Below are 20,049 nucleotides of genomic sequence, written 5' to 3'. Positions count from 1 at the left end.
GAGAAAGCTAAGGCAATAACGTTAGGGTGTGTGCTCCCCAACGGTACGGACTGCCGGTGCGATTGCCATTCCCCCCCGCGCTCCTGAAGGCCTGTGGCCGCGCCATGGTCGTGACGGCCGGTGCCTGCCTGGCCGGCTGCGCCACCTATCACGCCCATCCACTGCCGGAGCAGGCAGCGTCGGCATCGTCGCTGTCGCAGCTACGCGGCTATGACGCGACGATGGCACCGCTCAGTGCGGATGCAGTCGAGCGCCTGGTGCTGCTCAACAATCCCGATCTCAGGAGTGCGCGCGCACGTCACCAGGCGGCGCAGGCGCAGCGCCAGCAGGACAGCGTGCTGCCCAATCCCGTGATTGGCGGCAGCATCGGCTACCTGCTCTCGGGCCCCGGCGACGCCACCGCGTGGACGGCATCGATCACCCAGGACATCACCTCGCTCATCACGCTCAAGCCGCGGCGCGAGGCCGCCAGGGCCACCGCCGACGAAGTGGATGCGAGCCTGCTGTGGGAGGAATGGCAGACGATCGGCAAGGCGCGCTTGCTGGTGATCGATCTCGTCGAGGGGCAGCGCCAGCTCGATCTGCAGCAACGGGCGCTGGACCTGCTGGCGAAGCGCGAATCGCGCATTACCCAGGCGATCGGTGCCGGCAACGTCGATCGCGTGACGGTGGCATCGGATCTTTCCGCCGCCGCCGATGCGCGCACGGCCATGCATGACCTGCAGCGCCGCCAGCTCGACCAGCAGCAGCAACTCGCCGCGCTGCTGGGCCTGAAGCCCGGCGTCGCCGTGCCGCTTGCCACGCCGCTCGCTCCGTCGGATCTCGATGCCGCGTCGATCCGCGAGCAGGCCGAGGGCATCAGCCGCCGCCGGCCCGATCTGGTTGCGCTGCAGCTGGGTTATCGGGCGCAGGAGGCGACGCTGCGCGCCGCCGTGCTCGCGCAGTTCCCGCCGCTTTCCATCGGTTACGACGCTTCGCAGGACAACAGCCGCGTGCGCAACGGCGGCCCGGCGGTGTCGTTCGCGCTGCCGATCTTCGATCGCAACCAGGGCAACGTGGCGATCGCCAAGGCCACGCGCGAGCAGTTGCACCAGGAATACACGGTGCGCATGGCGACCTCGCGCGACGAGGTGGATGCGCTGCTCGATCAGTACGCGCAGCTGCAGCGACAACGCCAGGCACTGCTGCCCGCGCAGGACGACGCCACGCGCGCCGCGGCCCAGGCCATGCGTGCATGGCAGGACGGCCTGGTGGACATGCGTGCCTATGTCGACCTCGAAGTCGCGGCGCTTACCCGCCAGGCGGCGCTGGTGGCGACCGACCAGGCCATGCTCGAACAGCAGGCCGCGGTGGAATTGCTTGTCGGTCGGGGCATGCCGACCTCACTCGAACAGGATGTGATCGCACCATGATGTTCCGTCAGCCATGGCTCATACCCGCGCTTGCCGCAATGATGCTGGCCGCGTGCTCCGGTGGCGAAGCGCCGGAAGAAGCCGCCGTGAGCGCCGCGGTGACCACCGTGCCGGTGCGCCAGGGCAGCCTGCCCGAACAGGTGGTGGCCTATGGCACCGCCGGCCCCGCGGCAGACGCGTCGCACGTGATGAACGTGCAGGCCGCCGGTCACGTCGCGCAGTGGAACGTGACGGCCGGTTTGCCGGTGAAGCGCGGACAGCGCCTGCTCACGTTCGCGCTCGCGCCTTCCTCCATCGCGGCCTACCAGCAGGCGCTATCCGCGCAGAAGGTGGCGGCCGCCGCACGTGCGCACACCGACGAGCTGTTCGCGCAACAGCTCGCCACGCGCGACCAGAAGGAGCAGGCCGAGAAGACCTTGCAGGACGCGCAGGCCAATCTCGACGCCCTGGTGCAACAGCAAGGCCGCAGTCCCACCGTGGACATCAGTGCGCCCTTCGACGGCACCGTGGTGAGCGTGGACGCCTCGCAAGGCGACCAGCTGCAGCCCGGTGCGCCGCTGCTTACCCTGCAACGCGGCGATGGCCTGGTGGTGACCGTGGGCATGGAGCGCGACGCGATGGGACGCGTGTCCTCCGGCGCGGCCGTCGCGCTGACGCCGCTGGATGCTTCCGCGCCGATGCACGGCACCGTGCGTCGCGTGGCGCGCGCGTTGAATCCGCACACTCACCAACTGGACGTCGAGGTGGTGCCCGATGGCGAGCCCGTGAACGGCGAAAGCTTCCGCGCGGACATCACCGTCGGCCAATGGCAGGGCTGGCTGGTGCCGCGCGACGCGTTGCAGGGCGACGATGCCCAACGCCTGGTCTTCCAGGTGGCGGACGGCAAGGCCGTGCGCGTGCCGGTGAAGGTGCTCGGCGAATCGGACAGCGTGAGCGTGGTCAGCGGCGCGCTCGATGCGCATCGGCCGCTGGTGACCACCGGCGCCACCCAACTCGATGACGGCATGGCCGTGCGCACCTCGGCGCCGGATGCCAAGCCATGAGCATGCCGTCGTTCCTGGCCAGGCACGCGCGTGCCATCGTCATCGTGGCCTTTGCGCTGGCGCTGGCGGGTCTGGCGAGTTCGTTCACGCTGCCGGTGGGGCTGTTCCCGCAGGTGTCGTTTCCACGCGTGGTGGTCGACCTGGATGCCGGCGATCGTCCGGCGGACCAGACGGCGCTGCTGCTGACGCGCCCCGTCGAGGAAGCCATCCGTACCGTGCCCGGCGTGGCCAATGTGCGTTCGGATACGACGCGCGGTTCGGCACAGATCTCGGTCGATTTCGGTTGGGGGCGCGACATGATCGCCTCCACCCTGCAGGTCGATGCGGCCATCGCACGCGTGCTGCCCAGCCTGCCGCCCGGCGCCACGTACAACGTGCGGCGCATGGATCCCACGGTGTTCCCGATCATCTCGTATGCGCTGCAGTCGGACAGCCTGTCGCCGGTGGCCCTGCGCGATCTTGCGCAATACCAGATCGTGCCGCTGCTGGCGTCGGTCGATGGACTGGCGCGTGTGGACGTGCAGGGCGGCGAGACCGCCGAACTGCAGGTGGATGCCGATCCGCGCAAGCTCGCGCAATACGGCCTCGGTCTGGATGACCTGGTGTCGGCGCTGTCCGGTGCCAACCAGCTCGAAGCCGTGGGGCGCCTGCAGGATCGCAACCAGTTGTACCTGGTGGTGGCCGATCATTCGCTGCAGCACATCGAGGCGCTGCGCAAGATCGTGGTGAAGAACGATCCGCACGGCTGGGTGCGCCTTGGCGATGTCGCCGATATCCATGCGGGCTACGTGCCGCAATGGGTCAAGGTAAGCGAGGACGGCAAGCCCGCCGTGCTGTTCAACGTCTACGAGCAGCCGGATGGCAATGCCGTGCAGATCGCCGCCGCGGTGCGGCAAAAGCTGGCGGCGTTCCGCCTGCCTGCCGGCGTCAGGCTGAAGAACTGGTACGACCAGAGCGAGCTGGTGGTGGAGTCCGCGCACAGCGTGCGCGACGCCGTGCTGATCGGCCTGCTGCTGGCTGCCGCGGTGCTGCTGCTGTTCCTGCGCAACCTGCGCGTCACGCTGATCGCGATGGTGGTGGTGCCGCTGACGCTCGCGGTCACCGTGCTGCTGCTGCAAGTGTTCGGCATGAGCTTCAACATCATGACGCTCGGCGGCATCGCCGCCGCCGTGGGTCTGGTGATCGACGACGTGATCGTGATGGTGGAGCACGTGGCCCGTCGCGCCGGCGCCGCCGAAGGCGGTGGCGAGGAAGCGGTGCTGCCGGCGGCGCGCGAATTTCTCGCACCGCTCACCGGATCGAGCCTGGCCACGCTGATCGTGTTCATTCCGCTGGGCCTGTTGAGCGGCGTGACCGGATCGTTCTCCAAGGCGTTGTCGCTCACCATGGCCGCCGCACTCACCGTGTCCTGGCTAGCCAGCGCGTGGGTGGTGCCGCCGCTGCTGCGTTGGCTGGTGGATTTCAAGCGCTGGCACGATCCGGGCTTCACGCACGACCAGTGGCTGTCGCGCTGGCACGGCCGGCTGTATGACGGGCTGTCGCGTCGGCCCGCATGGCTGTTGCTGATCGTCACCCCGTTGCTGGTGATCGGCGCCATCGCCTACACGCACGTGACCACCGGCTTCATGCCCGCCGTCGACGAAAGCGGCTTCGTGATGGACTACTACACCAAGCCCGGCACCTCGCTGCCTGAAACCGCGCGGCAGATCGGCCAGGTCGAAGGCATCCTGCGCAGCATGCCGGAAGTGGACACGTTCTCGCGCCGCCTGGGCACTGGCCTCGGCGGTGACCTGGGGCAGTCCTACCACGGCGATTTCTTCGTGCGGCTCAAGCCCGATCATGCGCGTGCCACCGAGGACGTGATGAGCGACGTGCGCCAGCATGTGGAGAGCGAAGTCCCCGGCGTGCAGGTGGAGCTGGCGCAGTTGATGGAAGACCTCATCGGCGATCTCACCGCGGTGCCGCAGCCGATCGAGATCAAGCTGTACGCGGTCGATCCCACGCAGCTCGTGCCGCAGGCGCAGAAGATTGCCAAGGCGCTGGCCGACATTCCCGGCGTGGTGGAAATCAAGGACGGCGTGCAACTGGCCGGCGATGCGTTGAACGTGCAGGTCGATGCGGACAAGGCCACCGTCGAAGGCATGACGGTGGGCGCCATCACGCAGGCGGTGAACAACGCGCTCGCCGGCGTCGTCGCGACGCAGCTGCCGCAGGCGACCAAGAGCGTGGGCGTGCGCGTGCGCATGCCTGATGCCATGCAGTGGCGCCTGCCGCAATTGCTCGCCTTGCCGATCCGTGCGCCGGACGGCCATGTGTTTCCGCTCAGCCGCGTCGCCACGATCACCACTGAGAACGGCCAGCCCCAGATCTCGCGCGAGAACCTGCAGCAGATGGTGGCCGTCACCGCGCGCATCGAAGGCCGCGGCATGGGCGCGGCCGTCGCCGACGTGAAGAAGCTGCTGGCTCGTCCCGGCATGCTGGATGCGGACATGCGCTACGAACTCGGCGGGCTCTACCAGCAACAGCAGATCGCGTTCGTCGGGCTCACCAAGGTGTTCCTGCTGGCGTTGGTGGCCGAATTCGTACTTCTCCTGTTCCTGTATGGACGGCCGGGGCTGGCGGTCATCGTGATGGCGTGCTCGCTGTTCTCGGCCACGGCGGTGTTCATCGCGCTGTGGCTGTGCGGCGTCGACCTCAACATCACCGCGATGATGGGCATGACCATGATCATCGGCATGGGCACCGAGATGGCCATCTTCTTCGTGTCCGAATACGTGACGCTCGCTCGCACCATGCCCTTGCACCAGGCCTTGCGCACGGCGAGCCGCGATCGCCTGCGCCCGATCACCATGACCACGCTGGCGGCGATTCTCACCTTGCTGCCGCTGGCGCTCGCACTGGGCGCGGGCGCTGGCATCCAGCAGCCGCTCGCCATCGCCATCATCGCGGGCCTCACGCTGCAATACCCCTTGGTGCTGCTGGTGCTGCCCACCCTGATCGGACTTGCCTCGCGCCGTTCACACCAACCTGATGATGGGCGTGTGACAAAGGGGTTTCAGTAAGGGCACGTCGCCGTCGCTTCGCGTGGCCTTCATCGGTCGACGGCGCGAGGCGGCGGGCATGACGCGTGAACCTAAGAATCCCGTAAGCAACGCCACGCAAGATGGACGACATGGACTTCCGGTTTCGTCGTGACGGTCAGCTGCAGATTCCGCCGGCGCTGTGGCTGCTCGCGCTGCTGCCGCTGCTCGTCGTGCTGCCGCCGGTGCCCATCGATGAAACGCGTTACCTGAGCATCGCGTGGGAGATGCGCCAGACCGGCAGCTGGATCACGCTGCATCTCAACGGCACGCCTTACTTCGACAAGCCGCCGCTGCTGTTCTGGCTGTTGAACCTCGCCTGGAGCGTGCTGGGCGTTTCGCTGTGGTCCTCGCGCGCGCTGGTGGCGTTGTGCGGCCTCGGCTGCGTGGCTTTGTGCCAGCGGCTGGAAAAGCGGCTTTCCCCCGCAGACAACGGACAAGCGCCCTGGATGCTGCTGGGCATGATTTTCCTGGTGCTGTTCTCCGGCGTGGTGATGTTCGACGTGTTGCTGTGCCTGTGCGTGCTGCTCGGCTTCGTGGCGATCGCGGATTACGTGAGCGAAGGGCGGCCGGCCGCGTTGTGGCTGCTGTTCGCGGCAAGCGCGCTTGGCCTGCTCGCGAAGGGTCCGGTGATGCTGCTGCACCTGGCCGGCCCCATCATCCTGGCGCCATGGTGGTCAGCTCAAGGGCAGCGCGCTTCATGGCGCCGCGTGCTGGCGATGTTGCTTACGGCCGTGCTGGGCGCGCTGCCGGTGCTCGGTTGGGCGTGGGCCGCGGTCCATCATCTCAGCGCCGCGGATGCCAATAACCTGCTGCTGCGGCAGACCGCGGGTCGGGTAGTGCAGAGCTTTGCGCACAACCGCCCGGTCTGGTGGTACCTGCCATGGGTGCCCGTGCTGTTGCTGCCATGGCCCGTGCTGCTGCGTTGGCGCCGCTTGCCGAACGCGATGCGCGGCGCACGGCTCTCGCGCGCCGCGCGCTTCGGCGCATGCGCTTGTGTACCGGCGTTGCTCGCGTTCTGCGTGGTGAGCGGCAAGCAGCTGCATTACCTGCTGCCGCTGATGCCGGGCACGGCCATCCTGCTGGGCGCCTGGCTGAGAAGCGAGCCGGGCCTGCTGGATATCCGACGCATGGGCATCATGATCGCCTTGGTCGCGGGCGTGCTGGCGTGGGCGATGTTTGGCCCCGAACCCATCGGCCGTGGCATCCTGCAGCGACACACGGTGGTGTGGCTCTACCTGCTGGCCGCGGGCCTGCTGCTCGCGGTCATCGTTTTCCTCGTGACCAGCCGCGGCCTGCGCGCCGAGCAGCGCGCGTCGTTGGCGGCCTTGCTGCTGGCGATGGCCTTGCTGCCACTGGTGAGGCTGCAGGCGCTGGGGGCCCTGGATGCGCGAGAGGTCGCGCGCCGCGTGGTCGAACTGCAGGCGCAAGGCGTGCCGGTGGCGCGCATACCCAACGATCCGGGCGTCATCACCTTCCTCGCGCAGCTGCCCGCGCCGTTACCGGAGGCGACCCAGCCCTCTGCCTGGGCCAAGGCGCACCCCGACGGCATCCTGCTGGCGTATGCCGGTCGCGGATCAGCGCCGGAAGGAACGCAGAACGCCGTCAGGCTCGCCAACGGCTGGGTGGGCTTGATGCCTTCGCCGGTGGTCGAGGCCAACGCGGCGCTGCTTGATCGACTGGCCCCACCGCCCGCCGAGTAAGGCGCGGATCCGACCGCACAAGAGTCAACGGCGGCACGGCAACGGCAAGCAGGAAAACCTGCTCGATCAGTGCGGCAGATCAGCCAGGCGTTCGCGGGGCGCGGCTTCGCGCAGCGCGTTTGCTTCGAGCTCGGCGGCGTCCATGTCGTCGCCGTAGATCACGCGGTTGCGTCCGTCGCGCTTGGCGCGATAGAGCGCGTTGTCGGCATCGATCATCAGCTGGCGCAGCTCGTATCCGCTGCGGTCGGTGCAGGCCACGCCGAAGCTGGCCGAAATCACCACGTGCCGCGTCTCGCCCCACAGCGGCGTGGCGGCGATGGCCTGGCGGATCCGCTCCGAACGCTCCTGCGCCTGCGCGGCCGTGGACTCGGGGAACAGGATGGCGAACTCCTCGCCGCCCAGGCGCCCGAACAGCTCGTTGCGCCGCAGGTGCTGCTGGCACGCCGCCACGGCGCGCTTGAGCACCAGGTCGCCGATGACGTGTCCATGCGTATCGTTGACCAGCTTGAAATGATCCAGATCCATCAACACCAGAGAGACGCTGCGCGTCGTACGCGCCGCCTGCCGCAGCACCTGCTCCGCCTCGTCGACGAAATGCTGGCGACTGCAGATATGCGTGAGGCTGTCCTGCGTGGCCAGTCGCTTGAAGCGCAATTGCGAGCGCTTGGTGCGCAGCAGCCAGAAACCGGCCGAAACGAGTACGGTCAGCAGCAGCGCGATGTACAGGCGGCTGGTTTCCATCGCCTTGTGGTCGAGCTCGCGCTGCAACTGCAGGATCTGGTTTTGGCGGTTGAGCGTGTCGACCTCGTTCTTCTTGGTCTGCACCTGCTGTTTGACGGCCTGGTAGGCCAGCGCACCCGCGCTGACGTCGGTAAGGTAACCCTTGTCCGCCGCCATGTACTTCTCGTGATACGCGAGTGCTTCCGTCGCGTGACCTTGCTGGCTCTCGATGCGATAGAGCAGGTCGTACGCTTGTCCCAACGGTTCGCTGATCTCGTTTTCCACGGCGCTGGCGATGGTGGCAAGCGCATATCGACGGGACTTCGCCAGATCGCCCAGGCGGTAATACCCCTTGGCGAGCAGCACGTTGAAGTACTGCATCAACGCGGGGTACTCGTACCCCTGCACTTCGGCGTAATGCTCTTCCAGCAGGCGTACCGCCTCGGCCGGGCGTCCCTGCTCAATCTCAAGCGTAGCCATGTCCGTGCGCATGGCATTGGCCAACAGCGATTCGTTGGCGCTCATGCATAGATCGACACCTTCCTGCAGCTGGCCCTGCGAAAGCCGCACCATCTTGCCGTGGAAAAGTGCATGAAGCTTGAAATACACGGCCCGACATTCGTTCATGCCTTCGGGCACGCTCTTCATCATCTGGTCGGCGTATTCCACCGCCTGTTCGTACTGCCGGGCGATGATGAGAAACTGCGCCACATCCGCCATGGCTGCGTAGCGCGCTTCCTTGTCGGTGATCTGCGGCAGCAGCTCCGACAGCTGATTCAGCTGGATAAAGGCTTCTTCATAGCGGTGGCCGAAGCCGAGGATATTGATCAGCGTGCCGATCGCGCGCAGGCGAAGCGCCTTGTCGGGTGCCTGCTCGACGATGGTGCGCAGCGAAGAGGTCGCTCGCGGATAGTTGCCATCGAAGGCGAATTGCCACGCATTGAGATAGCGCAGCTTCCACTGCTCGTCGATGGGCAGGTCGGCGGCATTCTGGTCAAGTTGCTGGAGGATTTTCAGGAACGCGCCATGGTCGGCGGTCTTGATCGCGTCGGCGCGCTTCAGCTGTTGATCGGGGACGTCCGTCGCAGGCGTGGCATTCGCCACGCCCACGACCATGCCAAGCAGCAGCATTGCCACGGCTGTCCAACGGCATGTTTGGCCTTGCCGAGGCACGGGAAGAGTTAACCCTGCGCGACCGCGGTGCGTCGTGCGGAAGGCAGCCCCGCCAGCTTGCGCTGCGACGGTGCTTCCTCGTCTTCCTCGCCTTCTTCTTCTTCCTCTTCCTCTTCGCGGCCCGGATTGTTCTGCACATGGAACATCGGACGCTGGCCCAGCAACGCGTAAAGCTCAGACGTGCTGCGCGCGATGATGGCGGCGCCGACATCGGCGTCGACCCGCGACTCTTCCAGTGCTACGGCGATATCTTCCTGCGACGCGTGGCGCAGCAGCGCGTCCGTACCCAGGCGTTCCAAGAACTCGATGACGCTCGACATGGCTTTGATTTCCCCTGATGGTCGTGTAGTGCGACGCACCCCCCTCCGACTTGCCGTTCCCCTCTCCCCGGGGAGTACTGGGAGAAAGCGATCATAGCTCTGTTTTAAGGCAAAAATGTCTAGATGACACCTGTCGCCGATGGCGGTCGGCTAGCCGGCCACGATAGCTTCGTCCAGCGCCGTCAATCGATTCCGGATGTCGTCATCGACCTCCAGCTCACGGCAAGGCGGCACCGCGAGGGTATCTGACATGCTGAGATCGATATCAGGCAAGCCCGAAATCGGCAGCTGCTCCATACGCGGAGCTTGCAGCGGCAAGGTGGCGGCACGGTAGACCGTCACTTCGTGGTCGGCGGGGTAATGGCGTAGCAAGACATCCACCAGGACCTGGCGATAGGCCGGCCCCGTGGCAAACCGGCGCCCTGTCTGTTCGCCCGCCAGTCCCACCTGCCACAGGATCAACCAAGCACTCGGGTCGACGTTTCGGCGGAACAGCATGAACTGGGTGGTGTCGAAATGCTGGCAGCCGACCCTGCCGGGATCGACGCCGAGATCCGCGTACAGGCAGTCCTCGGAGGAAATGCCCGGTTCCATGTGCGCGGGGTAGCCTTCTTCGCGCGCCACCTTGATCGCCCGGTGCGGCGCCCACGCGAATACGCCCGGATGGCCATAGAACACGCCGCAGACGCGCTTGCCCGCGCGCACCTCGGCCATCATGACTTCCACCATTTCGCGGTAGGTCTGCGGGCGCGGTTTGCCCTCGGCATAGAGAGGCTGGAGGCTGCGCACGTCGGGGTTCATTTCCTTGAGCCACAGCTCGACGATGCCGTCGGACACGGCCGTGAACACCACGTCGGACTTCTCGATGTGGCTGCGCGCCAGCGCGCTGATGTGGGATCCCAGGGTGATGCCGATGCCCACGCAGGCGAGGCTGCCGGTCGAGGAGGGGGTGTTCACTGCCTTGTGCTCCATGATCGCGAATGACTGGGACGGCGGCGAGGTCAGCCGACGGCCGCAGCATAAGGGCGGCGCTCCGCAGGCCGCCAGCGGCATGAACGAATCGCAGGGTCTGGCTCGCGACCCCGGTGGAGCGCACGCGGTCGACCGGATACAGTCGCGGCCAGGATCGGTTCCCTGCCACGGATGAAGAGGAGACGCGATAGATGATGCGCAGCCTGGCGTTTTTCCTTGGAGCGGCGTGTCTGGCGGCGTCGCCCGTGTTCGCGCAGCAGGGAAGCCTGCCGATGGGGCATTCGCCAGTGCCGGCGATGCACGACCACCCGTCCAGCGCGGGTTACCGCGAGCCGCTCGCCGGAAGCGTTGCCCTGGCGAACGAGCCGCCGCCGGCCATGCCACATGGCCCTGTACCGGCCTTTCCTCATGGGCTTACGCCTGCCGAGCAGGCATCGGCAACCGCGCTTGGGTTTGCGGCCAAGGCGGCGTTTTCCCTGGCAGCGATGCGTACGGGAACAGCCAACCCGGTGCCGGCCCCTTCCTATGCGTCGTACCGGCCAGGCATGCCCATGCCGGAGCCCGGCGCCGAACCTGTCGCGTGCGAGCCCAACGGTGTGTTGACGTCGCCGATGGCCTGCGCCGGTCGCTGACGGGGCCAGCGCGCACGCGTAGTAAGCTCGTCGGACCCGATCATGGCGGGCGCCTCGGTCACCCGCGTGCCTGGAGGGCGATATGCGATTCCTGCGCTTCCAGCAAGGCGACCGCGCGGGTCTGGCGGTGGATACCGGTGATGGTTTTTGCGCGCGCTTCGACGACGACGCGCGGTATCCGGGCGATGTTCGGCGTGGCCCGCACCATCGCCTTGCTCAGTGAGGCGATGACGCTGGAAGCGGGAGACGTGCTGGTGATGGGCACGCCGTCGGGCGTGGGTTACGGCCGCAAGCCGCCGGTCTACATGAAGGCCGGCGATGTGTGCGAAGTAACGATCGAACGCATCGGCACGCTGCGCAATACCGTGGTCGACGAGATGTGACAAACGCGATTTTTCCACTGTAGGAGCGCACCCAGTGCGCGACCGCAGGGCATTGACCAACCACCGCGCTCGGCTGTCGCGCACAGCGTGCGCTCCCACAAAAAAACGATCAGCTCGCGCTGCCGCTCCCCTTCAACGACGCCAACGTCGTCAGCAGCGTCTGCCCCTTCGGGCTGCCCCATCCGGTGCACGCATCCCAGCCTTTCGCAGCCTTGAAGGCGCCGTTGTTGCCCTTGGTGATGTCGTGGAACGCCTTCGTGCCGATGCCGTAGAGCGCCTCGTGCACATCGCCCACGTTCTGCCCCAGCTGCTGATTGAAGCGTGCGATCAGCGCGGCCCACAGCGGCGCCACTGCACTGGTGCCACCGATGACCTGGCTCTGCCCGTCGACCAGCACCTGATAGCCCGTCTCCGGGTCGGCATTGCCCGCCACGTCAGGCACGCCACGGCCGCTGAAACCGTTGGCGCCCGCCGGCACCTTGGCGGACGACTGCCAGGTGGGCAACGCGAAGCTCGCACTGACGCCGCCACCGGTCGCGCCTTCGTTCTTCGTCAGTTCGTTCCACACGGTTTCACTGGAAATCTTGCTGCCGCTGCCGGTGAGCTTGGTGCCGCCACAGGCGAGCACGTAGGCGCTCGAGGAGGGGTAGTCCACATGCTGTTGGCCGTCGCTCTCGCCATCGGTGGACCCGCTGTCGCCGCTGGCGGCGGTGACGGTGACCCCCAGCGTCGTGGCGTCCAGCAGGGCGCTTTCCATGGCCTGGAGCGTGGTGGCGGCCCAACTGTCCTCAGGGCCGCCCCAGCTGATCGAAATGACGGACGGATTGCGCGTGCTGTCGTGCGCCGCCTGCGAAATGGCCTCGTAGAAACCCTGGTCGGTGTTCGGTGCGAAGTAGATGGCGATGGCCGCGCCCTGCGCGAGCGCTCCGATCACTTCCACGTCCAGCATCACTTCGCCATCCGCATCGCCACCGGGCTGGCTGGTGCCGCCCGCCACGGAGACCACGTCGACCTTGGGCACCTGGCTGATGCCCAGCGATTGCATGTACCGGCTGAAATCGCTGGCGGTGTAGCCGCCACCCAGCTCGATGATGGCCACGGTCTGGCCGGTGCCATCGGTATGGGCGGGAAAACCGTAAAGATCGCCAACCTGCAGCGGCGTATAGGAGGTCGCCGCGGCGGCCGCCGCCAGGCGGCGGAAGTGCGGTCGCGCGACGGGCCGCTGGTCCAGGCCAAGCACGGCGACCACGGCGGGTGAAACGTCGCCGGGAAGCGTGGGTTTGCCGTGGCATCCGCGCTTGATCGGGCCACCATCGGGCATCTGGTAGCTGCCCAGTTGCACGCCGAACGCCTGCTGCAGTTGTTCCGGCGTGCCGCGCAGATGCATGACGCGACGATGCAGCTCGCATCCGGTTTCGGTCAGGCCGTGCTGCTGCGCGAAGCCACGCAGCTTCTCCGCGTCCGCCGGATCGGCGCCCCACTGCGCGTCGAAATCCTCACGCTTGCATGGCGGCCGGTGTGGCCACGCAGCGGGCGTGGGGTGAGCGCCACGTCGTCGCATCACGACGGTGACATCGATCGGTTCCGTGCCTTGGTGCGGGCCGACGTATTGCGCATCTTTGCCAAGAGGCCATTGGCTGTGCCGGGCGGTGGACATGCTCATGGGCTGGGCTCCTTCGAGGGTCGGGGGGAGACTGCACCGGCGAACGTGTCAGCAGGGTGTTCGCAAAATGGTGCGTTCACGCATCATGCGGTTCGGGGGTCTCATGCACCGCGTCAATGCGGCCCTCGGGCAAACCGGCGATGAGGCGCTAAAATGGGTGGATGTCTTGCCTGAGAGTTCGCCGATGAGCTTCCCCGCCGTCCGTATGCGTCGTATGCGCCGCGATGCCTTCTCCCGCGCACTGATGCGCGAGCACACGTTGCTGGCGACCGACCTGATCATGGTCGCGTTTGTCATCGAGGGCGAAAGCCAGCGCGAGGCCGTGCCGTCCATGCCGGGCGTGTCGCGCCTGTCGATCGACGAATTGCTGAAACTCGCCGGCGAATGCGTGCGGCTCGGCATTCCCGCATTGGCGCTGTTTCCCTCGCCGGGCGCATCGGTGAAGACCGAGGATGCGCGCGAGGCGTGGAACCCCGATGGCCTCATGCAGCGCGCCACCCGCGCGTTGAAGGCGACGTATCCGGACCTCGGCCTGATCGGCGACGTGGCGCTCGATCCGTACACCACGCACGGCCAGGACGGCCTCATCGATGAGCACGGCTACGTGATGAACGAGCCGACCATCGAGGCGCTGATCAAGATGTCGCTGGCGCAGGCCGAGGCCGGCATGGATTTCGTGGCGCCGTCGGACATGATGGACGGCCGCATCGGCGCCATCCGCGAGGCGCTGGAAAACGCCGGCCACATCCACACGCGCATCCTTGCTTATTCCGCCAAGTACGCCTCGGCGTTCTATGGCCCGTTCCGCGACGCGGTGGGTTCGGCGGGCAACCTCGGCAAGGGCAACAAGCACACCTACCAGATGGACGTCGGCAACAGCGACGAAGCGCTGCGTGAGATCGAGTTGGACATCCACGAGGGTGCCGATGCCGTGATGGTGAAGCCCGGCATGCCCTATCTCGACGTGCTGCGTCGCGTGAAGGATGCCTTCGGCATGCCGACCTTCGTGTACCAGGTGAGCGGCGAGTACGCGATGTTGAAGGCCGCGGCGCAGAATGGCTGGCTCGACGAGAAGGCCGTGGTGCTCGAGTCGTTGACCGCGTTCAAGCGCGCGGGAGCGGACGCGATCCTCACGTATTTTGCGGTGGATGCGGCGCGCTGGTTGCGAGGGGAGTGAGGGTGGCGCTGGGCGCGAGGCGTTAGCGGCCTCGCGCTCCCACCCCACCTGTAGGAGCGCACCCTGTGCGCGACAGTCTTTCGCGCCGGTCTGCATGGTTGCTGCTTTTGTGAGGCGGTTTGGCCTTCGGTTGCCGTGCTTCAGCGAGCATGCCGCCTACGCGGCGGGCGTTTCGATCTCCTGCCGGAGCTCGAGTCACTTTTCTTTTGCTGGCCCAAAAGAAAAGTAACCCAAAGAAAACGGCCTTCAGAGCCAAGGCTCGTAGCGATATGTGGAATAGAAGCGTCGGGCGACCGAGGCCAGCATTGATGCGCTCGTTACTACCTCGAACGGAGCGGCTACACCGCAACGCGCCGTAGCGGAGAGGACTTAAAGCGGCTTTGGTGAATGGCGAAGAGTGCATGGGCGCCGCGCGCCATCTCCCTCTCCCCTCCGGGGAGAGGGCTGGGGTGAGGGGCGGGTGCTCGCGGTGGCGTTGCCTACCGCGAGCAGCGTCACGCCTGCCGATAAACCCCCAAATCCGCCTTTACGCCCAGGCCATGCATGAAAGCGGCGGGGTCGAAACGTTCCTCTTCATACAGCTTCTGCATGAATGATTTCGCGGCGGCGACGTGTTGCTCGTCGCTCCATTCCACCACGGTCATCACGTTGTACTCGCCGGCCAGATCCGGCTGAGCAAGCACGAGGTTCTGACGGCAGCCGGGCAGTTCATTGAGGGTGCGTTGCGTGTAGCGCACGCGTTCCATGAAGGCGGGCAGGGCCTGTGCGGGCACGTTGAAGCGATCGATGCGGTAGATGGCTTGGGCTGACATGGGGGAAGCTCCGTGGGCACGTTTCGTGGCACTCTACGACCTCAACTTAACTTGAGGTCAAGAGGGTTCCGTGGACAAGCTGCCAGGTCCGGTCGGCATGCCTTCGATGCTCACCGTAGGTGACGTTGCGCGCCGCAGTGGTGTGACGGTGTCGGCGCTGCATTTCTATGAAGCCAAGGGATTGATCCGCAGCGAACGTTCCGCAGGCAACCAGCGACGCTACCCGCGCGCAGTGCTGCGCCGCGTGTCGTTCATCCGTGTGGCGCAGCGCGTGGGAATCTCGCTGTCGGACATTGCGGCAGCACTCGCCACCTTGCCCGTCACGGCGGCGCCGGGCAGGGAAGACTGGGCGCGACTGTCCACCGCATGGCGTGCCGATCTCGACGAGCGCATTGCGCAGCTGAAGAAACTGCGCGACACGCTGGACGATTGCATTGGCTGTGGTTGTCTCTCCATCGACCGCTGTCGACTGCGCAATCCCTACGACAGGCTGGCCGATGAGGGCGCGGGACCGCGACGTCTGCTGGTAGAGGCGGCTACCGCCAAAGCGCGTCCGGTGCGCAAGAAGCCAGCGACGCGGTAAGGCGAATCCGCCCCGGGGTTTGCCTTTCGGGCGCGCACCTGCATCAGCGATGGATGCGCTCAGACGTATTGCGCCACTCCATTGCCGAACGACCAATTCTCCTTCCCCGTCTCCAGCAAATTGATGAGCACGTCCTCCGGCCGCAGTCCGGGGTCCTTGCTGAGCAATTCGGCCGTGCGTTGGTAGAACGCCTGCTTCTGCGCCACCGTGCGCGTGTTGTTGCAGGCGACCTGGATGATCACCAGGTTGTCGGTGCGCGAAATGTCGAGATAGTTCGGGTCGTAGTCGAACTCTTCCGCATCGTGCTGGTGCACCAGGATGAAGCGATCGTTCTGCGGTACGTTGAAGCTCTCGGTCATCGCGCGATAGATGCCGTTGCGAATGGCGGCGATGTGCTGGGCGGACTTGCCGCGGCGAAGGGAAATGCGGACGAGGGGCATGGGAAGCGCTCCGTGGGGTCAGGGTTGGGAGACGTGGCCGACGCCATACCACTGGCGGGCATTAGCGGCGGCAAAGGATGGCGTTTCGTCGAACAGGCGGAAGCTCATCCAGCTCCAGGTGGTCGGTTCGAATGCGGTGACGCCGGCGAGCGCCCGGTGTTCCACGTCATGTTGAAGTGCGTCGCGCGCAACGTTGCGCAACGCATCCAGCGCGGTATGCGGAACGATGGGATGAATGTCGCGCGAGGCAAAGCGTGCCTGCCGCGCATGCGGAGGCAGGTAGGCGTCCCATACCTGCCAGCAGCGGATCGATGGCCAGCCGAAGGCCTGCGTGAGCGACTGGAAACCCGCGCTGCCGAGGAAGCGCTGCATGGCCTCGCTGTCCCGCCAGACATAGAAGGGCGCATAGAGGTTGTCGCGGGCGTGTTCGCCGGCCGTCGCGTGCAGGTACGCCTTCAGGTGCAGGCCGTCGAAGTGGTCGAGGCTCGGGCCCTTCTCGGCGATACGTCGCCGGATGATGGCCATGTCGTAATCGGCCGGCAGGGTGAAGCTGTATTGCATGGCGATCACGTCGCGTTCCTCGCCAGCTCGCGCAGCCGGGGAACGGCGGAAGCCGCCGCGGGCCAGCCGGCGTAGAACGCGAGATGGGTGATCAGCGTCGCCAGCTCGTCATGCGACAGGCCGTTGTCGATCGCATGCTGCAGGTGGAAGGGTAACTGCTCGGTGCGGCCGAGAGCGATGAGCGCCGAGACCGTGGCGAGGCTGCGATCGCGTGGCGACAGGGAGGGATCCTGCCAGATGCGGTCGAACAGTACGCGGTCGGTAAGTTCGGCCAAGGTGGGCGCGACATCGCCAACGCTGCGTTGGCCCTGGTCGGAAGGGGGCGTCATGGGGAACCTCGGGTGGGTTGACGATCGCCAGCCTAGGGCGGACAGTACCATTCTGAAAATCGGAAAATATGGGACTAATGGTCCCAAAAAGCCGGATGGTTACCATGCGACGCGTAAACTTCGATCTCGACGTGCTGCGCACGTTTGTCACGGGCATCGAGCTGGGCAGCTACGCCAAGGCGTCTGACCGGCTCGGCCGTTCCACCTCGGCAGTCAGCGCCCAGCTGAAGAAGCTGGAGGAGCAGGCGGGCACGCCCGTGCTGCGCAAGTCCGGGCGCGGCATGGTGCTGACCGAGGCGGGCGAGACAATGCTCGCCTACGCCCGTCGCCTGCTTGAATTGAACGACGAAGCCGCCGCGGCCCTGCATGGGACCGAACTGGAGGGATGGGTTCGCCTCGGCCTGCAGGAGGATTTCGGCGAAAGCCTGCTCACCGACGTGCTGGGCCGCTTCGCGCGCGCTCATCCGCGCGTGCGGGTGGAGGTGCGTATCGCGCGCAACACGGAGCTGCTGGAGCGGGTGACCTCCGGTCGCCTCGATCTGGCGCTTGCATGGGACGCCGGCGTGCTCAGCCCACACGTCGACCGCCTGGGCGAAGTGCCGTTGCGCTGGATTTCGGCCGCGGGTGCCGGCATGCCCTGGCCGGCGAATGAGCCGCTGCCGCTGGTGATGCTCGAGGCGCCATGCATGATGCGCAGCGCCGCCACCGCCGCGCTCGATCGCGCCCATGTGCCTTGGCGCATTGCGTTCACCAGCGCCAGCCTTGCGGGCACCTGGGCCGCGGTGGCGGCGGGACTGGGCGTATCGCTGCGCACGCCGCTGGGCCTGCCAACGACGGTGCAGGCGCTCTCGCCCCACGAAACACCGCTGCCCGCGCTTGGCAGCCTGGGCTTGTGCCTGCATCGCGCCGAAGCCGAATCGTCAGCGCCGGTGCAGCGACTGGCGACCCTGCTCGCGCAGCAATGGCAGGGCCTGTCGGTGGCTGCCTGATGCAACGGGTGTGACGCGCGTCGACGCCGATGGCCGACGTCGACCGGCCCATGGCAGCGGTCGCGTGGAATAATGATCGTTCCCCGAATGGAGCGTGCGAGTGGATAGCCACCATTTTCTGGAGACGGCGCTGGTATTCCTGGTGGCGACCGTCATCGCAGTGCCGCTCACCAAGCGTTTCAAGCTGGGCTCGGTGCTGGGCTATCTGCTGGCCGGCATCGTCATCGGCCCGAAGGAGCTGGGGCTGGTGAACGACACCGCCGGCGTCAGCACGATCTCCGAATTCGGCGTGGTGTTGATGCTGTTCGTCATAGGCCTGGAGCTTTCGCCGCAGCGCCTGTGGGTGATGCGCAAGCAAGTGTTCGGCACCGGTCTGCTGCAGGTGCTGGCGACCAGCCTGGTGATTGGCGCGGCGGCCTATTACCTGTTCGGCTTGACGGTGAATGCAGCCACCATCGTCGGTGGCAGTCTTGCCTTGTCGTCGACGGCGTTCGGCCTGCAGATACTGGCCGAACGCAAGGAAGCCGGATCGCGCTACGGGCGCCAGGCGTTCGCGATCCTGCTGTTCCAGGATCTCGCCGCCATTCCGCTGATTGCCGCGGTGCCGCTGCTCGCCAGCGCATCGGGCAAGCATGGTTTTGACCTGTACGCGGTGCTGCGCACCGGTGGCGCCATCGTTGCGGTGATGGTGGGCGGCCGTTACCTGTTGCGCCCCGTATTCCGTTTCGTCGCCCGCACCGACAGCGTGGAAGTGTCCACCGCCACGGCGCTGCTGGTGGTGATGGGCACGGCATGGTTGATGGAAATGGTGGGCCTCTCGTCCACGCTGGGTGCGTTCCTTGCCGGCGTACTGCTGGCCGATTCGGAATACCGGCACGAGCTGGAATCGCACATCGAACCGTTCAAGGGCCTGCTGCTCGGCCTGTTCTTCATCAGCGTCGGCATGTCGATGGACATCACGCTGCTGTTCGACCAGCCGCAGCGCGTGCTGATGCTGGTGGCGTGCCTGCTGCTGATCAAGGGCGCCCTGCTGTGGCCGCTGGGCCGCGTGGTGGGCGGGCTGGATCGGCGCGACGCGCTGCGCCTGGCCGTGCTGCTTGCGTGTGGCGGCGAGTTCGCCTTCGTCGTGCTCAAGCTCGCGCGCGAGCAGGACCTCATCACCAGCGAACAACATGGCCTGCAGGTGCTCGCCATCACGCTGTCGATGGCATTGACCCCGCTGCTGGTGGCGCTGCTTGGCCGCGCGCTGGGCGCCAAGCCCAAGAAGACGCGCGAATTCGACACCATCGTCGCCGACTCGCCGCGCGTGATCATCGCTGGCTATGGACGCATGGGCCAGATCGTGGCGCGCGTGCTGCGCGCGCAGGGCATCTCGTTCGTGGCGCTCGACCATTCGGTGGAGCAGATCGATCTGGTGCAACGGTTCGGCGTGCAGAACAACATCTTCTACGGCGACCCGGCGCGCCCGGAACTGCTGCGTGCCGCGCAGGCCGACCAGGCGGAGGTGTTCGTGCTCGCGGTGGACGATGCCGAGGCGAGCCTGCGCACCGCGCGCGTGGTGCGCCGCATCTATCCGAACCTGAAGATCATCGCGCGTGCGCGCAACCGCCAGCATGTGTGGCGACTGATGGACCTGGGCGTCGACATGCCGGTGCGCGAGACCCTGTATTCCAGCCTCAAGATGACGCGGCAGACGCTGGAGGCCATTGGCCTGTCGCCCGAAATGGCCGCCGATCACGTGGAGCGTTTCCGCCGCCAGGACGCCGAACTGCTCAAGCGCCAGTACCTCGTGTACGACGACGATGCCCGCATCGTGCAGACCACGCGCGAAGCACTGGCCGACCTCGACCAGCTGTTCCAGGCCGACGCCTCGCCCGAAGCCGAACGCGAGCGCGAGAAGCCGACGGACGTGACGCCGGACGATGAGGACGTGACGCGCTGATCCGGCGACGCACCCTCCTGTAGGAGCGCACCCAGTGCGCGACCGTGGCGCTGCAGTGTGCAGAGCCGATGGATCTTCGCCACGCCATCGCCTCCCCGCTCTGTCGGCTCGTCGC

The 20,049-nt window shown here is 66.5% G+C and carries 18 protein-coding genes; 10 read left to right on the top strand and 8 right to left on the bottom strand.

Going from position 1 to position 20,049, the window contains the following annotated elements:
* Positions 1-56 precede the first annotated feature (56 nt).
* From CA260_RS18795 to CA260_RS18780, 4 genes are all read left to right on the top strand, one after another.
* Positions 57-1,412, top strand: a complete 1,356-nt coding sequence (locus CA260_RS18795) for a TolC family protein (protein ID WP_172461914.1) — start codon at positions 57-59, stop codon at positions 1,410-1,412.
* Positions 1,409-2,455, top strand: coding sequence for an efflux RND transporter periplasmic adaptor subunit (locus tag CA260_RS18790; RefSeq protein WP_111984598.1), 1,047 nt, complete (start codon positions 1,409-1,411; stop codon positions 2,453-2,455). The genes CA260_RS18795 and CA260_RS18790 overlap by 4 nt, the downstream gene beginning before the upstream one ends.
* Positions 2,452-5,517: an efflux RND transporter permease subunit gene (locus tag CA260_RS18785; RefSeq protein ID WP_111984597.1), complete on the top strand. Its 3,066-nt coding sequence runs from the start codon at positions 2,452-2,454 to the stop codon at positions 5,515-5,517. Before CA260_RS18790 ends, CA260_RS18785 begins: the two co-directional genes overlap by 4 nt.
* A gap of 110 nt (positions 5,518-5,627) precedes the next feature.
* The gene (locus CA260_RS18780) at positions 5,628-7,238 is read left to right on the top strand and encodes an ArnT family glycosyltransferase (protein WP_172461913.1); all 1,611 of its coding nucleotides are present in this window, start codon (positions 5,628-5,630) and stop codon (positions 7,236-7,238) included.
* A gap of 66 nt (positions 7,239-7,304) precedes the next feature.
* Here the strand turns inward: CA260_RS18780 and CA260_RS18775 are convergent, their stop codons facing one another.
* From CA260_RS18775 to CA260_RS18765, 3 genes are all read right to left on the bottom strand, one after another.
* Positions 7,305-9,089 carry a sensor domain-containing diguanylate cyclase gene (locus tag CA260_RS18775; RefSeq protein ID WP_111984595.1) on the bottom strand — a complete coding sequence of 595 codons (1,785 nt, stop codon included), beginning with the start codon at positions 9,087-9,089 and terminating at the stop codon, positions 7,305-7,307.
* Positions 9,090-9,139: 50 nt separating this feature from the next.
* The gene (locus tag CA260_RS18770; RefSeq protein ID WP_111984594.1) at positions 9,140-9,451 is read right to left on the bottom strand and encodes a hypothetical protein; all 312 of its coding nucleotides are present in this window, start codon (positions 9,449-9,451) and stop codon (positions 9,140-9,142) included.
* Positions 9,452-9,601: 150 nt separating this feature from the next.
* A complete protein-coding gene (locus CA260_RS18765) occupies positions 9,602-10,504 on the bottom strand; it encodes an SAM-dependent methyltransferase (RefSeq protein WP_338065747.1) in 903 nt (300 codons plus the stop codon).
* Positions 10,505-10,614: 110 nt separating this feature from the next.
* Here CA260_RS18765 and CA260_RS18760 point away from each other — a divergent pair, with 110 nt between their 5' ends.
* Both CA260_RS18760 and CA260_RS18755 read left to right on the top strand, forming a co-directional pair.
* On the top strand, positions 10,615-11,055 hold the full coding sequence (locus CA260_RS18760) for a hypothetical protein (RefSeq protein WP_111984593.1): 441 nt from the start codon (positions 10,615-10,617) through the stop codon (positions 11,053-11,055).
* A 140-nt stretch (positions 11,056-11,195) separates the two neighbouring features.
* Positions 11,196-11,438, top strand: coding sequence for a fumarylacetoacetate hydrolase family protein (locus CA260_RS18755; protein WP_238149835.1), 243 nt, complete (start codon positions 11,196-11,198; stop codon positions 11,436-11,438).
* A gap of 109 nt (positions 11,439-11,547) precedes the next feature.
* Here the strand turns inward: CA260_RS18755 and CA260_RS18750 are convergent, their stop codons facing one another.
* Positions 11,548-13,101, bottom strand: a complete 1,554-nt coding sequence (locus CA260_RS18750; RefSeq protein ID WP_111984592.1) for a S53 family peptidase — start codon at positions 13,099-13,101, stop codon at positions 11,548-11,550.
* Positions 13,102-13,285: 184 nt separating this feature from the next.
* Here CA260_RS18750 and hemB point away from each other — a divergent pair, with 184 nt between their 5' ends.
* Positions 13,286-14,278 carry a porphobilinogen synthase gene (gene hemB / locus CA260_RS18745; protein WP_111984591.1) on the top strand — a complete coding sequence of 331 codons (993 nt, stop codon included), beginning with the start codon at positions 13,286-13,288 and terminating at the stop codon, positions 14,276-14,278.
* A gap of 494 nt (positions 14,279-14,772) precedes the next feature.
* On the opposite strand, the gene CA260_RS18740 is transcribed toward hemB, so the two are convergent.
* On the bottom strand, positions 14,773-15,090 hold the full coding sequence (locus CA260_RS18740) for an antibiotic biosynthesis monooxygenase (RefSeq protein ID WP_111984590.1): 318 nt from the start codon (positions 15,088-15,090) through the stop codon (positions 14,773-14,775).
* A 97-nt stretch (positions 15,091-15,187) separates the two neighbouring features.
* On the opposite strand from CA260_RS18740, the gene soxR reads away from it, so the two are divergent.
* Positions 15,188-15,673 (top strand): redox-sensitive transcriptional activator SoxR, encoded by a 486-nt coding sequence (gene soxR, locus CA260_RS18735; RefSeq protein WP_111984689.1) that lies wholly within the window; start codon positions 15,188-15,190, stop codon positions 15,671-15,673.
* 59 nt (positions 15,674-15,732) lie between these two features.
* On the opposite strand, the gene CA260_RS18730 is transcribed toward soxR, so the two are convergent.
* The 3 genes from CA260_RS18730 to CA260_RS18720 are packed head-to-tail and all read right to left on the bottom strand — an operon-like array spanning position 15,733 to position 17,003.
* On the bottom strand, positions 15,733-16,113 hold the full coding sequence (locus CA260_RS18730; protein ID WP_111984589.1) for a tautomerase family protein: 381 nt from the start codon (positions 16,111-16,113) through the stop codon (positions 15,733-15,735).
* 18 nt (positions 16,114-16,131) lie between these two features.
* Positions 16,132-16,674: a DUF4865 family protein gene (locus CA260_RS18725; protein WP_238149844.1), complete on the bottom strand. Its 543-nt coding sequence runs from the start codon at positions 16,672-16,674 to the stop codon at positions 16,132-16,134.
* 5 nt (positions 16,675-16,679) lie between these two features.
* Positions 16,680-17,003: a carboxymuconolactone decarboxylase family protein gene (locus CA260_RS18720; RefSeq protein ID WP_111984587.1), complete on the bottom strand. Its 324-nt coding sequence runs from the start codon at positions 17,001-17,003 to the stop codon at positions 16,680-16,682.
* A 104-nt stretch (positions 17,004-17,107) separates the two neighbouring features.
* On the opposite strand from CA260_RS18720, the gene CA260_RS18715 reads away from it, so the two are divergent.
* Positions 17,108-17,992 carry a LysR substrate-binding domain-containing protein gene (locus CA260_RS18715; RefSeq protein WP_111984586.1) on the top strand — a complete coding sequence of 295 codons (885 nt, stop codon included), beginning with the start codon at positions 17,108-17,110 and terminating at the stop codon, positions 17,990-17,992.
* 100 nt (positions 17,993-18,092) lie between these two features.
* A complete protein-coding gene (locus CA260_RS18710) occupies positions 18,093-19,934 on the top strand; it encodes a monovalent cation:proton antiporter-2 (CPA2) family protein (RefSeq protein WP_111984585.1) in 1,842 nt (613 codons plus the stop codon).
* Positions 19,935-20,049 lie beyond the last annotated feature (115 nt).

It is taken from the genome of Dyella jiangningensis (assembly GCF_003264855.1).
GTDB lineage: Bacteria > Pseudomonadota > Gammaproteobacteria > Xanthomonadales > Rhodanobacteraceae > Dyella > Dyella jiangningensis_C.
The sequence above is the reverse complement of the archived record's forward strand: the minus strand, read 5'-3'. Positions and strand labels throughout refer to the sequence as shown.

Bases quoted from the DNA above. Each gene is read 5' to 3' on its own strand.
- CA260_RS18790 (WP_111984598.1), top strand. From the start codon at position 1,409: ATGATGTTCCGTCAGCCATGGCTCATACCCGCGCTTGCCGCAATGATG.
- CA260_RS18785 (WP_111984597.1), top strand. From the start codon at position 2,452: ATGAGCATGCCGTCGTTCCTGGCCAGGCACGCGCGTGCCATCGTCATC.
- CA260_RS18780 (WP_172461913.1), top strand. From the start codon at position 5,628: ATGGACTTCCGGTTTCGTCGTGACGGTCAGCTGCAGATTCCGCCGGCG.
- CA260_RS18775 (WP_111984595.1), bottom strand. From the start codon at position 9,089: ATGCTGCTGCTTGGCATGGTCGTGGGCGTGGCGAATGCCACGCCTGCG.
- CA260_RS18770 (WP_111984594.1), bottom strand. From the start codon at position 9,451: ATGTCGAGCGTCATCGAGTTCTTGGAACGCCTGGGTACGGACGCGCTG.
- CA260_RS18765 (WP_338065747.1), bottom strand. From the start codon at position 10,504: ATGCCGCTGGCGGCCTGCGGAGCGCCGCCCTTATGCTGCGGCCGTCGG.
- CA260_RS18760 (WP_111984593.1), top strand. From the start codon at position 10,615: ATGATGCGCAGCCTGGCGTTTTTCCTTGGAGCGGCGTGTCTGGCGGCG.
- CA260_RS18755 (WP_238149835.1), top strand. From the start codon at position 11,196: ATGGTTTTTGCGCGCGCTTCGACGACGACGCGCGGTATCCGGGCGATG.
- CA260_RS18750 (WP_111984592.1), bottom strand. From the start codon at position 13,101: ATGAGCATGTCCACCGCCCGGCACAGCCAATGGCCTCTTGGCAAAGAT.
- hemB (WP_111984591.1), top strand. From the start codon at position 13,286: ATGAGCTTCCCCGCCGTCCGTATGCGTCGTATGCGCCGCGATGCCTTC.
- CA260_RS18740 (WP_111984590.1), bottom strand. From the start codon at position 15,090: ATGTCAGCCCAAGCCATCTACCGCATCGATCGCTTCAACGTGCCCGCA.
- soxR (WP_111984689.1), top strand. From the start codon at position 15,188: ATGCCTTCGATGCTCACCGTAGGTGACGTTGCGCGCCGCAGTGGTGTG.
- CA260_RS18730 (WP_111984589.1), bottom strand. From the start codon at position 16,113: ATGCCCCTCGTCCGCATTTCCCTTCGCCGCGGCAAGTCCGCCCAGCAC.
- CA260_RS18725 (WP_238149844.1), bottom strand. From the start codon at position 16,674: ATGCAATACAGCTTCACCCTGCCGGCCGATTACGACATGGCCATCATC.
- CA260_RS18720 (WP_111984587.1), bottom strand. From the start codon at position 17,003: ATGACGCCCCCTTCCGACCAGGGCCAACGCAGCGTTGGCGATGTCGCG.
- CA260_RS18715 (WP_111984586.1), top strand. From the start codon at position 17,108: ATGCGACGCGTAAACTTCGATCTCGACGTGCTGCGCACGTTTGTCACG.